The sequence below is a fragment of the Nocardia bovistercoris genome (genome assembly GCF_015674855.1).
Lineage (GTDB): Bacteria > Actinomycetota > Actinomycetes > Mycobacteriales > Mycobacteriaceae > Nocardia > Nocardia bovistercoris.
In genome coordinates this window covers 109,775-123,345 of sequence record NZ_JADMLG010000001.1, presented here as the reverse complement: position 1 = coordinate 123,345, position 13,571 = coordinate 109,775, and the positions used below count along the sequence as shown (strand labels likewise).

General features: G+C 67.9%; 11 protein-coding genes. 7 read left to right on the top strand and 4 right to left on the bottom strand.

Annotated elements, in window-relative coordinates; genetic code table 11:
- Positions 1 to 213: 213 nt before the first annotated feature.
- Both IT779_RS00570 and IT779_RS00565 read right to left on the bottom strand, forming a co-directional pair.
- Entirely contained in the window at positions 214 to 1,386 is a 1,173-nt protein-coding gene (locus IT779_RS00570) for a TetR/AcrR family transcriptional regulator (protein ID WP_196147144.1), read from the bottom strand.
- 83 nt (positions 1,387 to 1,469) lie between these two features.
- Positions 1,470 to 2,393, bottom strand: coding sequence for a TIGR03564 family F420-dependent LLM class oxidoreductase (locus IT779_RS00565; RefSeq protein ID WP_196147143.1), 924 nt, complete (start codon positions 2,391 to 2,393; stop codon positions 1,470 to 1,472).
- Positions 2,394 to 2,590: 197 nt separating this feature from the next.
- On the opposite strand from IT779_RS00565, the gene IT779_RS00560 reads away from it, so the two are divergent.
- Positions 2,591 to 3,055, top strand: coding sequence for an SRPBCC family protein (locus IT779_RS00560; protein ID WP_196147142.1), 465 nt, complete (start codon positions 2,591 to 2,593; stop codon positions 3,053 to 3,055).
- A gap of 102 nt (positions 3,056 to 3,157) precedes the next feature.
- Positions 3,158 to 3,940, top strand: coding sequence for a shikimate dehydrogenase family protein (locus tag IT779_RS00555; protein ID WP_196147141.1), 783 nt, complete (start codon positions 3,158 to 3,160; stop codon positions 3,938 to 3,940).
- A 127-nt stretch (positions 3,941 to 4,067) separates the two neighbouring features.
- Here IT779_RS00555 and IT779_RS00550 read toward each other — a convergent pair whose 3' ends face one another.
- The gene (locus IT779_RS00550) at positions 4,068 to 4,757 is read right to left on the bottom strand and encodes a TetR/AcrR family transcriptional regulator (protein WP_196147140.1); all 690 of its coding nucleotides are present in this window, start codon (positions 4,755 to 4,757) and stop codon (positions 4,068 to 4,070) included.
- Between the two features lie 150 nt (positions 4,758 to 4,907).
- On the opposite strand from IT779_RS00550, the gene IT779_RS00545 reads away from it, so the two are divergent.
- From IT779_RS00545 to IT779_RS00525, 5 genes are all read left to right on the top strand, one after another.
- A complete protein-coding gene (locus tag IT779_RS00545; protein ID WP_196147139.1) occupies positions 4,908 to 6,482 on the top strand; it encodes a succinic semialdehyde dehydrogenase in 1,575 nt (524 codons plus the stop codon).
- Positions 6,483 to 6,510: 28 nt separating this feature from the next.
- Entirely contained in the window at positions 6,511 to 7,332 is an 822-nt protein-coding gene (locus IT779_RS00540; protein ID WP_196147138.1) for an SDR family NAD(P)-dependent oxidoreductase, read from the top strand.
- Between the two features lie 318 nt (positions 7,333 to 7,650).
- Positions 7,651 to 7,962: a hypothetical protein gene (locus tag IT779_RS00535; RefSeq protein WP_196147137.1), complete on the top strand. Its 312-nt coding sequence runs from the start codon at positions 7,651 to 7,653 to the stop codon at positions 7,960 to 7,962.
- A 173-nt stretch (positions 7,963 to 8,135) separates the two neighbouring features.
- On the top strand, positions 8,136 to 11,864 hold the full coding sequence (locus IT779_RS00530) for a tetratricopeptide repeat protein (protein ID WP_198428023.1): 3,729 nt from the start codon (positions 8,136 to 8,138) through the stop codon (positions 11,862 to 11,864).
- A 79-nt stretch (positions 11,865 to 11,943) separates the two neighbouring features.
- Positions 11,944 to 12,687: a hypothetical protein gene (locus tag IT779_RS00525; RefSeq protein ID WP_196147136.1), complete on the top strand. Its 744-nt coding sequence runs from the start codon at positions 11,944 to 11,946 to the stop codon at positions 12,685 to 12,687.
- An 18-nt stretch (positions 12,688 to 12,705) separates the two neighbouring features.
- Here the strand turns inward: IT779_RS00525 and IT779_RS00520 are convergent, their stop codons facing one another.
- On the bottom strand, positions 12,706 to 13,506 hold the full coding sequence (locus IT779_RS00520) for a putative protein N(5)-glutamine methyltransferase (protein ID WP_196147135.1): 801 nt from the start codon (positions 13,504 to 13,506) through the stop codon (positions 12,706 to 12,708).
- Positions 13,507 to 13,571: the final 65 nt, after the last annotated feature.

The following is a 13,571-nucleotide window of genomic DNA, read 5'->3' as shown; positions in this document are numbered from 1 at the left end:
TGGTCTCGCACCGCACAGCGGACGGTCCGGAGGCCGCTTCATGGGCGCGGTCGGTCCGAGGTCTCTTCACGCGCGGACGGTCCGGTTCCGGCGCGAACACCGGCGGTGGTTCCGGCGAGGTCTCTTCACGCGCGCGGACGGTCCGTCGCGGGCGATGACGCCCGCCGCGCCGAATGGGAGGTCTCTTCACGCGCGCGGACGGTCCGGACGCGGTCAGGGCGTGCTATCGGTGGGGGTGAGAGTGTGCGCCGCGGCGAGGCCGATCGTGACGGCGTGTTCGGTCGTGCCGGTGTCGCCGACAGCGCAGGCGTTGAGCGCTCCGATGATCCCGAGGCAGGTCGTGCGGAGGTCGGGGCGTGCCCGCGCCGGGTCGATCAGCCGCGCGGTGTCGATCCAGATCTTGACGAGGGCATCTTGGATGGCCGCCATGTCGCGGCGTTCGCGGGGTGGCAGCGAACGGGCTTCGTGGATGTAGACGTGCACGAGGTCGCGGTTGTCGCAGGCGACGGCGGTGTAGGCGCGGATGAGGTGCGCCAGAGTGTCGGCGGGGGTGCGGGCGGGTTCGGTCAGCGCGGCGGACGCCGAGGCGATGAAGCGGTCGCCGGTGCGGCGGAACGCGGTGACGAGCAGGTCGTCCTTGCCGCGGAAGTGACGGTAGATCGCGGCTCCGCTCATGCCGACCTCGGCGCCGATGTCATCGATCCCGACGTTGGGGAAGCCGTGGCGGCGGAACAGCCGCGCCGCCGCGCGCAGCGTCGCTTCGCGTCGGGCGTCGAGGTCGGAGGACGGCGACGCCGCGGAATCGTCCGCGCGAGTTCCGACGTCCGCGAGTTCGACTGCGGTGATCGCCCTGATGAGTTCCAGCGCAAGGTGTTTCACCCGTGCGGGCGGCTTCCGGCCGAGGGTGCCCGCGAGCACGCCCAGCGCCGCCGTCACCAGGTATCGCGCCGCGTCGTCGGCGATTTCGCCGCGCTCGTGACGCAGCGCGTTCGCCCATATTCGCCGGAATCGGTCGAACTGCGGCGAGGTCGCGTCGTCGGGCAGGTAGCGCGCTTCGCGCAGGGTATTGGCCGCCGCGATCGGGTCACGCGCGGTGCGGCTCACCACCGCGCGGGCTATCGAGTCCGGATCGGCGTCCGGCCCGAGATCGGTCACGGCCCGCAGATAGACGTGGGCGCATCGGTCGATCACCGCGACGAACAGGTCGTGTTTGTCGCCGAAGTACCGGTAGATCCCCGACGGCGTCAGTCCCGCACCCTTGGCGACTTCGGCCAGGGTCACGTGTGCGGCGCCCGCCTGCGCGAACATCACCGCGGCGGTGTCGAGGACGGTGTCGTGGCGGGCGCGTCCTTTCGCCGAGGCGATCGTGGGCGGGCTCGGTGGCATCGCCCGATCCTATGTCGGGGCGCGGTCTCGGCTTCGGACTCGCGACCTGTCAGCCCGAAACCCTGGGACAGAGGCATTTCCGGTCATTTCCGGTCTCGGAGGTCGGCCGCCGCGGAGGTGAGGAAAGCTGTGGTGCGGTCGATGGACTCGGCTCCGCCGAGGATGCGCGCACAGAATTCGGTGACACCGGCCGCCGCCAGGTCGGCCATTGCTTCCCGCAGGCGGTCCTCGGTGCCGACGAGTGCGATGTCCGCGGGTTCGTCGACGCCTTCCTCGTCCAGTAACGCCCGGTAGGACGGGACATCCGCATAAGCGGAGAGGAACTCGCGCGCCGAAGCACGCCCCGCCCGTTCGTCGTCGGTGACGCAGATCGGCAGGCAGGCGATGACCCGGGGGGCCGGTCGCCGGGCGGTGTCGGCGGCGGCGCTGACGGCCGGAACTATCCGCCGACCCAGTGTGCGCGCACCCGCCAGCCAGGTGATCGTGCCGTCGGCGAGCTCGCCCGCGGTCGCCACCATGCGCGGTCCCAGTCCGGCCAGCACGATCCGCGGCGGCGCGACATCGGGCAGTTCGAGAGGTTTCGCGGTCCTGGCGGTGAGCATGTCGGTGTCGACATCGACGACCTCCCCGCTGGTCGCGGCCCGCAGCGCCGTCAGATACGCGCGCATGCGCGTGACCGAGCGCCGGTAGTCCAGCCCCCACACGCCTTCGACGATGAAGCGATGCGAGGCCCCGACGCCGAGGGTGAGACGGCCGTCGACCGCCGCCGCGGCGGTCATCGCCGAGATCGCCATCGAGAGCGGATGAACCGGATGGGTCGGCAACACCGCGGTGCCGAGTCGGATCCGCGAGGTCCGCGTGCCCGCGAGGGTCAAGGCGAGCAACGCATCCCACCCGAAGATCTGCGGCGCCCACACACCATCGAAACCCGCGTCCTCGCACCCGGCGATATCGCGGACGAACTCGTCGAGTGTGCCGCGAGGAAAGACGAACCGACTCATCTGCATCCGCCGATGATGTACGAACAATCTAGTTAACGCAACTTCATTTCTGAGTATGAAATACTATAACTAGCTGCATGAATAGAACAGGTGTAATGGGTAGAACTAGTGCGATCAAACTATAGTTGCCGCATCACGTTCGGTCGTTGGTGTGCGCTTCGACACGCTGTCGGTGCGGCGAAGGGAGAGTTACTGTCGGCGGTATGGATGGGAACTCGGTCAGCGTGGAGCGAGTCATCGAGGCTGCTGCCCCCGAGATCTTCGCGCTGCTCGCCGATACCGGCAGGCACGCCGAATTCGACGGCTCGGGAACCGTGGGAGGCGAGCGATCGAGGTCGCGGCTTCTGACACTGGGCTCGTCGTTCACGATGGCGATGCGCGGTCGCAGGGAAACGCTGTTCGTTCCCTACCGCACCACGAGCACCGTCATCGAGTTCGTGCAGGACCGGCTCATCGCGTGGCAGACCTACGGTCCGGCCAGGTTGATCGGTGGTCGGATCTGGAGGTACGAGCTGATGCCGAACGAGAACGGAACCCTGGTGCGCGAAACGTGGGATATCGCCCAGGAGAAGTTCCGGTCTGTCGTCATCGGCAAGTCACTGCCCCGGCAAACCGAAGAGGGCATGCGCGTCACCCTAGACAGAATCGCGACGCGCCTGAGTCCGTGACCCAACGGGTCGAGTGGTGAACGGGGCCGGTTGCGCAGCGGGGTCCGACTGTCGTTGGCGAATGTGGTGAGATCAGCTGTGATCAGTGGACGGACACGGTTGTTGGCGATTCTGGGTGACCCGATCGCGCAAGCTACGACTCCCGCGTTGATCAACGCGGCGTTGGCGCGTGCGGGCATCGATGCGACGCTGGTGCCGATGCGTGTCCCAGCGGGTGAGCTGGCTCCGGTGCTGGATGGTTTGCGGAAGGTCGGGAACTTTCGTGGCGCGGTGATCACCATGCCGCACAAGCGTGCGGTGATGTCGTTGCTGGACGGCGCGGAACCGGCCGCGGCGCGAACAGGCGCGTGCAATGTCGTGCGTTGCCGCCAGGACGGCGGTCTGGTCGGTGACATGCTCGATGGTGAGGCGATGGTCGCGGCGTTGCTCGGAGCGGGGCATCGAGTCGAGGGCAGCTCGGTCGTGGTGTTCGGTGCGGGAGGGGCGGCCGCCGGGATCGCGTCGGCTGTCCTCGACCACGGCGCGCGGAACCTGATTCTGCGCAACCGCACTCGCGAGAACGCGAGTCGATTGCGTGAACTGCTGATGTCGAGCTTTCCTGCCGCCGAGATCTCGGTCGCCGAGTCCGAGCGACTCGACCACGGCCCTGTCGACATCGCGATCAACGCCACCTCGATGGGGATGAACAGAGACGATCGGATGCCTTTCGACCTGGCATCCTTCGACCGCACGACGGTGATCGCCGACGTCGTCAACAAGCCGGACACCACGCTGCTCACGACCGCGGGCGCCCTCGGCTTCCGCCGCGTCGACGGAACGATGATGCTGTCCGCGCAGATCGACCTGATGATCGCGCACATGCTCGCCGACGACTCCGAAACCTGAATCCGGATACCGGCCTTCCGGGCGGACGGCGGAGTCGACGCCGATATCGACTGTCCGCCCGTGGATCTCGGCGGCGAGTCGAACAGCGCGGGGCTGATGGACCCGATGTCGGCGCGCGCCGCCTCGGCTAGTCGTCGCCCGGTGGCGGGAACAGACCGGGCACCTCGAGCGCGTATTCGACGTCGGCGCGGGTGCCGAGGGTGGTGAGCAGTACCCGGATCATGGTGAGTCGGGCCGCGGCCACCGTCTCGGGATCGGGTTGGGCGCCGGGGCCTGCCTCGGCGGAGATGCGATAGACCACGTATTCGCAGACGTGCAGCGCGGCGTCGAGGTCGAGTGGGCTCGGGACGGGGCGGCCCAGTTCGGTGAACGTGCCGCGCACGGCGGCGCGGATGTCGTCGAAGGCGGCTTCGCGGTAGGCCGAGACCGGCGAGGCCGGGTCGTGCAGTTCGGCGAAGAGGGGACGCAGCATCGGCCCGTGGCCGCGCGCCCAGTCCAGGTAGGCGTCGATGAGCGCGATGCCGAGTTCTACCGGTTCGTCGGTGCCGGTCAACGCCGAGGTGATGCCGCCGACCAGTCCGGCGTTGGACGCGGTGAGTACCGCGTGCAGCGGTTCGACCGCGTTCGCGAAATACCGGTAGAAGGTGGGCCGCGCGAGTCCGGCTTCTTCGATGATCTGCGCGACGCTGAGTCCGCGCGAGCCCACGCGGGTGAAGACCCTCGCGGTGGCGCCGACGATCCTGGCCCTGACCTCTTCGGCCTGTTCGGGTGTCTGCGGCGGCCTGCCGCGCCGCGCACCCGTGTCAGTGGACGACATGGTGATTCCTCACATCGGCGTGCGTCGCGATTTCGTGGGGCACACCGGTGAGCTTGACACGGTTCCCGGCGGCGGTATTAATCTAACACTAATGTTCAATTAATAGCCGACGCATTCCGCCGCATCCGAATCCGAGGAGAGGGCCGACCCATGACGACCGCCGCCCGACAGGCCACCGAACCCGCACCGCTGCCATCGGCGCTGGTGGAACGCCTGCTCGACCATGCCGTCGCGGGCGATGCGCCGCCGGTGGCGATCTTCGCCCCGGCCACGGGCGCGAAGATCGCCGACCTCCCGCAGTCCTCGACCGCCGATATCGACCGCGCCTTCGCCACCGCGCGCGAAGCCCAGCGGGAATGGGCCGAGCGATCGGTGGGCGAGCGCACCGCCGTACTGCGCGACCTGCACGACATCGTGCTCACCGAACAGCGCGCGATCCTCGACATCGTGCAGATCGAGACCGGCAAATCCCGCGCCCACGCCTTCGACGAGGTCGGCGACGTCGCGGTCAACGCCAGGTACTACGCCTCGATCGCGCACAGGTTGCTCGCGGACCGCGCCGCTCGCGGGGTGCTGCCGGTGCTCACCAAAGTCGAAGTGCGGCACCGGCCCAAGGGCGTGGTCGCGGTCATCTCCCCGTGGAACTACCCGCTCGCGCTGGCGGTCTCCGACGCGCTGCCCGCGCTGGTGGCGGGCAACGCGGTGATCTCGCGCCCCGACAACCAGACCGCGCTCACCGCCCTGTGGGCGATCGATGCCGCCGTCCGCGCCGGCCTGCCGCGCGGACTCTGGCAAGCCGTGCTCGGCCGCGGCTCGGTGATCGGCGGCGAGGTCATCGGCCGCGCCGACTATGTCGACTACACCGGTTCCAGCGCCACCGGCCGCACCATCGCGCAACAGGCGGGCGCACGGCTGATCGGCTGTTCCCTGGAACTCGGCGGCAAGAATCCGCTGCTCGTGCTGGCCGACGCCGATGTCTCGCGGGCCGCGCGCATCGCGATCAGGGCCTGTTTCGCCTCCGCGGGCCAACTCTGCGAATCCATGGAACGCGTCTACGTCCACGACAGCGTGTACGACCGTTTCGTCGCCGAATTCGTCGACCACGTCCGCGCCATCGAGCTCGGCGCGGATCTCGACTACTCCGCCGACATGGGCTCGCTGACCTTCCCCCGCCAACTCGACACCGTGCGCGCGCACGTGGACGACGCCGTCGCCAAGGGCGCCACCGTGCTGGCCGGTGGCCGCGCGCGCCCCGATCTCGGCCCCTACTTCTACGAGCCGACCGTGCTCGCCGACGTGCGCCCCGACATGACCGTCCACCGCGAGGAGACCTTCGGCCCGGTCGTGTCGATCTACCGCGTCGGTAGCGACGAGGAGGCCATCGCCGCCGCCAACGACACCGCCTACGGCCTCAACGCCAGCGTGTGGACCAAGGACGCGCGCCGCGGCCGCGAGGTCGCCGCCCGGATCAACGCCGGTTCGGTCAACGTGAACGAGGGCTTCATCGCCGCGTGGGGCAGCGCCGACGCGCCGTCGGGCGGCCTCGGCATCTCCGGCACCGGACGCAGGCACGGTCCGGAGGGCCTGCTCAAGTACACCGACACCCAGACCATCGCCGTGCAGCGCGTGCTGCCGATCGCGCCGCTGCCCGGCATGTCCGAGGAACTGTGGGCCAAGACGATGACCGCCTATTTCACCGTGATGAAGACGCTGCGCCTGAAATGACGCGCCGGAACCGAGGAGTGGGACAGCGATGAGGATCGAGACGGTCGCCGGTAAGACGGTCCTGGTCACCGGGGCCGCCATGGGACTGGGCAAACTGTTCGCCGAACGAGCCGTGCGCGAGGGGGCGGCGGCGGTGGTGCTGTGGGATATCGATGCGGCCGCGCTGCGGGAAACCGCCGCGGAACTCGGCGACCGGGTGCACCAGCTGGTGGTCGACGTGTCCGACCGCGCGGCCGTCGCCGAGGCGGCGGCCGCGGTGCGCGCCGAGCTCGGCGATATCGACATCCTGGTCAACAACGCGGGCATCGTGCGCGGCAACACCTACTTCTGGGAAACCGAGAACCGCGCCGACATCGACAAGACCATGGCGATCAACGCCCTCGCGCCCATGTACGTCACGCTGGAGTTCCTGCCCGCGATGGTGCGCGGAACCGGCCAGGCGCGTGTACTCACCATCGCCTCGTCGGCGGGCTTGGTCGCCAACCCGCGCATGAGCGTCTACGCGGCCTCCAAATGGGCCGCCATCGGCTGGTCGGATTCGGTGCGCATCGAACTCGAGCAGGCAGGCCACGAGCACGTGAAAGTGACCACTGTCTGCCCCACCTACATCGATACCGGCATGTTCGACGGCGCCAAAGGTTTTCTGTTCACCCCGATCCTGCGCCGGGACGCGGTGGTCGACACCGCGTGGAAGCAGATGAAGGCGGGCGCCCCGCTCGTGGTCCTGCCGTGGACCTCCCGGCTGAACAAGGCGCTGTCCGGCCTGCTCCCGATCGCGATACGCGACCGATTCCTCGACGCCGTCGGCGTCTACCACTCGATGGACGAGTTCACCGGTCGCACCCGCTGAATCGACCCGGCCGGGTAATACCTTGGTATTATCGACCCACAATGCAATACGAGTGGTGGTATGGAGCCGGCGAACATCTCGACCGGGCCGGTATCGAAGCATGGGAGGTCATGGAGGTCCTGTACTCGCCGCGGCGTCGTCCGCGGCCGGCGCGCACACCCGAAGGACTCCCGGTCCTCACGGTGTGGGGCAGGACCGACGAGGGACGCCCGGTGGTGGTGCTGCTGCGCAGGACCGGCCAGGAGACCCTGGAGATCGTCATGGCCGCCCCCATGCGACCACACCAATTGCGTGAGCACGAGAAATGGGAGGTCGGCGGTGAAAGATCCACGTGCGAGCGAGGACCCGGGCACGATCCTGGACTCGCTGACCTATGACGACACGTCGGCGGCCCCTCCGCTGCCGCCGACGAGCGTCGAGATCGAACACGCCATGACGGTGGTGCGCTCACTGAAGATGTCACCGGAGATGGACCGACGCGTCAAGGAAGCCGCCGCGGCCCACTGCGTCACCCAATCCATGCTGATCCGGCAGTACATCGAAATGGGCTTGGCCGCGGAACAACCCGAACGAATGATCCCCCTCTCCGACGCCATCCGCGTGCTGTCGAACCTGCGCCCCTCGGCGTAGTCGTTCGGTACACGTCGATCGAGCCGGGTTGTGCCTGCGTGCATCCGTGACGACCGTCCTCGGTGACGCGGCCCGTGGCCATGTAACGACCTCCGCCGCACACGACTCGGGTATCGAGGGTGCGGATGTGTGAGCGGTGTCGGGCGGGACGGTTGTGACGGAGGGGAAAGACGGTGACGTCGGATTCGGTGATCGAGTTGGTCGAGCGCGGTGTCGGCGCGGACGGGGTGTTCGAGGTCGGCGTGGTGTTCTCCGACAGCGGCGTCGAATGCGCGGTGACGGTCACCGATCCCGCGTCGCAGGCCGATGAGCGGTTGTTGGCGTGGTACTTCGAACGGCATCCGCGCTCGCCGCTCCTGGATGGTGATCGGCGTCGCGCGGCGGTGCGGACCTTGCGTGAATACGGGCAGACGTTGTTCTCGCAGGTTTTCGGTGGTGCGGCGGGCGCCGGGTACCGGGCGGTGCGGGAACGGGATTTCGTCGGGTGCCGGATCGAGGTGGTGGGGGGTGCGGGATTTCATCGGTTGCACTGGGAGGCGTTGTTCGATCCGGGGTCCGATGTGCCGTTGGCGGTGCGGGTTCCGATCACCCGGCGGGTGGCACAGCATTCCGTTCGGTCGGGGATGCCGCGGCCGTGGCCGACTTTGAACATTCTCGTGGTGATCGCCCGGCCGAACGGCGTGCGGGATGTCGGGTATCGCACGATTTCGCGCCCCTTGGTGGCCGCGTTGCGGGAAGCGTCGCTGCCGGTTCGGGTGGAGATGGTGCGTCCCGGCACCTGGGAGGGTTTGCGGGGGCATCTGAATGCCGTCCGTGCGGAGCGTGGTTCGGGCTGGTATCACCTGGTGCATTTCGACGTTCACGGCGCGTTCACCGACCCGGCCGCGGTGCGGGCCGGTGGGCGGGCGGGCGGACTACCGTCCGCCGCGGGTGATCCGACGACGTCGCGAGGCAAGGAGGGATACCTGTTCTTCGAAACCGACGTCACCGGTAGATCGGACCCGCGTTCGGCCGACGAGGTGGCGAAGTTGCTTGGTGCGCACGGGGTGCCGATGGCGGTGGTGAACGCGTGTCAGTCGGCGATGCAGGACGGCAGTGAAGCGGCGCTGGCCCAGCGGTTGGCGGAGACGGGTGTGCCGTTGGTGGTGGGGATGGCGTATGCGGTGACGGTCGCCGCGGCGGCATTGGCGATGCCCGCGCTGTACGGACAACTCGTGCGCGGTGTCGAGCCGGAGGAAGCGTTGCGGCAGATGCGGCGGCGGCTTTTCGAGTCTCCCGACCGGCAAGGATTCTTCGATCAGATACTGCCCCTGCATGATTGGGTGCTGCCGGTGGTCTTCCGGCAACACCGGGTCGATCTCGGGTTGCGGGAGATGCGGCCGGGGGAAGCCGACTCCTACGAGGCGCGTGCGTCGAAGGTGGGCGCCGAACCCACTCCGGAGTACGGCTTCGTCGGTCGGGATCTGGATGTGCACGGTATCGAGCGGATGCTGCTGACCGATCCCGACCGCAACCAGATTCTGGTGCGTGGCATGGCGGGAGCGGGAAAGTCCACCCTGCTGGCACATCTGGGCTGGTGGTGGCAACGCACCGGACTCGTGGACGAAGTGTTCACCTTCAGTTACGAGGATCGAGCATGGACGGCGGATCAGGTCGTTCGGGCGATCGCCGCCCGGTTGTGGCCGGATCGCACGGCGAACGCGACCTGGGAGTCGTCGTCGGAGGAGGCGAAGCGGGAACTGGTCGCGCGCACGCTGCGTGCGCAGCGTCATCTGCTGGTGATCGACAACATGGAATCGGTCACCGGCGCGCCCGCCTCGATCCCGCACGCCCTTCCGGCGGGTGACCGAGAGGCATTGCGGGAGCTGCTCGCCCGGTTGCGCGGCGGTCGTACGCTGGTGGCATTGGGGTCGCGTGAAGCGGAAACCTGGCTCGCGGCGGAGAGTTTCGGCGCGTGCGTGCACGAATTGGGTGGATTGGACCCGCAGGCCGCGTCGGTGCTGGCCGACCGTATCCTGAACCGTCACAACGCGGTCGGCTACCTCGACGACCCGGATCACCGGGAGGCGTTGACCGCGCTGCTCGAGTCGCTCGGCGGCTATCCGTTGCCGATGGAAGTGGTGTTGCCGACACTGTCGAGCACCACGCCCGCCCGTGTCCTGGAAGAACTCGGCTCCGGTGGTCCCGGCGCCGATCCGACGGGGTCGCTCCGCGCGGCGATCGAATACAGTTACGCCGCACTCGACCACGCTGTGCAACGCGCACTCGCCTTGTTGGCGCCGTTCACCGCCGTCATCCCCGGCGCGGACCTGCTCGCCGAATATCAACGGCTGCTCCAGGAATACGAGCCGGACGACGATCGGTGGGGCGCCCTCGATGTGGTCGCGGGGGTGGAAGCGGCGGTGCGAATCGGTGTTGCCGCCCGGCACGAGAATCTTTCGGGCTGGGTACGAGTGGTGCCGGTGCTGCCGTACTTCCTGCGCCGAACCGTGCGCGCGCACCCGGGGTGGTGGCAGGCCGCTCGCCGAGCGCACTACCGGCTGCATGTCCTGCTGGGTGAGCGCCTGCTTTCGCAGATGATCGGCCTCGATCCCGCGAGTCGAGCGAGCGGCCACGCGACCGTCCAAGCCTGCTACGCCAACTTCACCGATGCCATGGACACCGCCCTCGAACACGGCTTTCCCGTCACTCCGGTCCTGTGGCCGATCGAGGTGCTACTCGATCAGACACGCCAGTACACAGCCCGCGAACACCTACTGCTCGGTGCGGCGACCGCGCTGAGCTCGCACACCGGTGCGGTCGCCCGTAACGAACTGGCCCGCCTGCTGCACCAATTGGGCTGGGTGGCCCACGATCAGCGACGGTTCGACGAAGCCGAGGGCCACTACCGCCGAGCCCTGGAACTGCTGCTCGAACTCGGTGACAGACGCACCGCCGGGCGCACCTATCACCAACTCGGCCTGGTATGTCATGACCTGCGCCGGTTCGATGAAGCCGAGAGACACTACAAGCAGGCCGTCGAAGTGTGGCTGGAATTCGGCAGCAGGCACGCCGCCGCACGCACCTATCACCAATTGGGCGTAGCAGCCCACGCGCGGGAGCGGCTCGAGCAGGCCGAGGATTATTACCGCCAGTCGCTGGAATTGAAATTGGAATTCGGCGACCGGCCCGGCGCCGCGGTTACCTACCACCAATTGGGGAAGCTGGCACGTGACCAGCGGCGGCTCGAGCAGGCCGAGGAACATTTCCTGCAATCCCTTGGGTTGAAGCTCGAATTCGGTGACCGGCGCGGGGCCGCGAGTACATACCACCAACTCGGCATGATCGCTCACGACCGGAGCCATTTCGAGCAGGCCCAGGACTACTACCGCCAGGCCCTCGAATTGAAACTGGAATTCGGTGATCGACACGCCGCCGCGCTCACCTATCATCAGCTGGGCTCTGCGGCCCAGGACCAGAGGCGATTCGAGCAGGCCGAGGACTACTTCCGCCGGGCTCTCGAGTTGAAGTTGGAATTCGGTGATCGACACGGCGCCGCGAGCACTTATTACCACCTGGGGATGGTGGCCGAGCAGCAGCGGCGTCCCGATCAGGCCGAGAATCATTATCGCCGGGCGCTACAGGCGTTCCCTGTCGAGGACGGCGAGCGTGGACCTGTCCATGCGGCGACCGCTCTCGGCCGATTGCTGATCGAGATCGGCCGCCGTAGTGATGCTTTCACCGTGCTCGTCGAGGCCGCGGCCGGATGGTGGCGGATCACGGGCGGTTTCGATTTCCCTGGAATCGACGCGCTGGCCGAGCAATACCGCCATCTCGACCAGCGCACGACCGACGACGTGATCGATGCGCTCGCCCCGACCGTCGCGACCGCACTACGACAACGTCTCGCGCCCCGCGTGTGACCACCGGTTGCCCCATAACCGACGACTGGTGTCCACTGATGCGGTCGAATGTAGATCCACCATATTCCCAGGAGCGGCGATGCCACGATCCGCAGTCGGTTCCGCCTACGGCCGAGCGCTTTTCACGAATCAGGGTGTCCTGGCGACCTGGTTGCCCGATCGCGATCTACGTGTCGGCGATATCGTCGCCCGTGCTTCGGGAACCGGGATCCTCACCGTCGAGACGACATTGGCCGACTTGCTGCACGGCGCCGCACCGGCCACCGTCACACGCGACGGTCCCGACGCCGTGACATTGCAGCGCGGCGCCACCATCGACTACGCCGCGGCCACAGGCGTTCCCGTGCTCACCGCGGCGCTGAGTTTCGCGTCCGAATCATCGTTCATCTTCGTCGCGAGACAGGGGGTGTCCGAGCATTACGAGCGACTGGAACCGATCCGCGCCGCGCTGCTCGACTTGGCCGCCGCCAACGCGTGGCGCGCCACCTGGCAGATCGTCACCGGCGTACGGCGTTTCACCACGTGCACCATCGTCATCGCCCGGCAAGCGGGCACCACCGCGCGAATCACACTCGATCCCGCGATCGCGCTCCCCGGCCTCGACACCCTCACCGCGGCGGCGAAGGTCGCCATCACCGGCGGCGACGCATCCACCTGGGAACTGACGAACGCCGCGCCACTCTACGAGGCCCTCACCGTGCAACGAAACTTCTGGACCGGGCAACCCGGCGTATCCGATGGCACATTCATGGACCTCGATTCCCGACCGCCCGACGAACATATCGTCATCCGCGCCGAGCCCGGCGAACTCGACCTTCCGTGATTCCGGCCAGAACAGTTACTACACGCGTATGCCCAACACCGCGGTGGCGTCGTAATCCTCGGATTCGGTGATGCGCGCGCGTAATCCGTTGGTGCGCAAGATGTCAGCGGCCGCCGCGGCTTGAGAACGACTTTCCTCCACGAGCAGCGCTCCGCCCGGCGCCAGCCAGTTTCCGGCCTCGGCGGCCACGCGGCGCAGGATGTCCAGACCGTCGGGTCCGCCGTCGAGGGCGCGGCGCGGTTCGTGATCGCGGGCCTCGGGCGGCATGTGCGCGATTCGGTCGGTCGGGACGTACGGGGTGTTGCACAGCAGGATGTCGATACGTGCGCGCAGTTTCGCGGGCACCGGCTCGAACAGGTCACCCTCGTGAACGGTCGCGCCGAGTGCGGTGAGATTGCGCCGGGCCAGCACGACCGCGGCCGGTTCGATATCGGAGGCACTCAACTCGATCGAGACACCCGCATCCGCCGCCGCGACGCCGAGCGCAAGTCCGAGCGCACCGCTACCGCAACACAGATCGAGCACTACCGGCCGCGTGACCTGCGATGTTCGAAGGTGATCGAGTGCCAGATCGACCAGGAACCCGGTGCGCCGCCGCGGCACGAACACCCCGGGACCGACCGCGACACGCAAACCATGGAACTCCGCCCACCCGACGATGTGTTCCAGCGGCTCACCATGAATCCGCCGCACGATCAACCCCTCAGGATCGACCCCGTCGCGCTCGGCGGACTCCAACAGCAGCGCCGCCTCCTCTTCGGCGAACACACACCCCGCCGCCCGCAAACGCCTTGTCACTTCGGCATCGTCTGTCGACATCACCGCGCCATCCTGCCCCGTCCCAGGCCGTCGCGCAGCCGAATTTCGGGGCGAGCATGTGCCCG

What these genes read in the sequence shown, in the direction of transcription:
- IT779_RS00520 (WP_196147135.1), bottom strand. Translation starts at nt 13,506, where the DNA reads ATGTCGACAGACGATGCCGAAGTGACAAGGCGTTTGCGGGCGGCGGGG.
- IT779_RS00540 (WP_196147138.1), top strand. Translation starts at nt 6,511, where the DNA reads ATGAGGATCGAGACGGTCGCCGGTAAGACGGTCCTGGTCACCGGGGCC.
- IT779_RS00525 (WP_196147136.1), top strand. Translation starts at nt 11,944, where the DNA reads ATGCCACGATCCGCAGTCGGTTCCGCCTACGGCCGAGCGCTTTTCACG.
- IT779_RS00545 (WP_196147139.1), top strand. Translation starts at nt 4,908, where the DNA reads ATGACGACCGCCGCCCGACAGGCCACCGAACCCGCACCGCTGCCATCG.
- IT779_RS00565 (WP_196147143.1), bottom strand. Translation starts at nt 2,393, where the DNA reads ATGCAGATGAGTCGGTTCGTCTTTCCTCGCGGCACACTCGACGAGTTC.
- IT779_RS00550 (WP_196147140.1), bottom strand. Translation starts at nt 4,757, where the DNA reads ATGTCGTCCACTGACACGGGTGCGCGGCGCGGCAGGCCGCCGCAGACA.
- IT779_RS00560 (WP_196147142.1), top strand. Translation starts at nt 2,591, where the DNA reads ATGGATGGGAACTCGGTCAGCGTGGAGCGAGTCATCGAGGCTGCTGCC.
- IT779_RS00570 (WP_196147144.1), bottom strand. Translation starts at nt 1,386, where the DNA reads ATGCCACCGAGCCCGCCCACGATCGCCTCGGCGAAAGGACGCGCCCGC.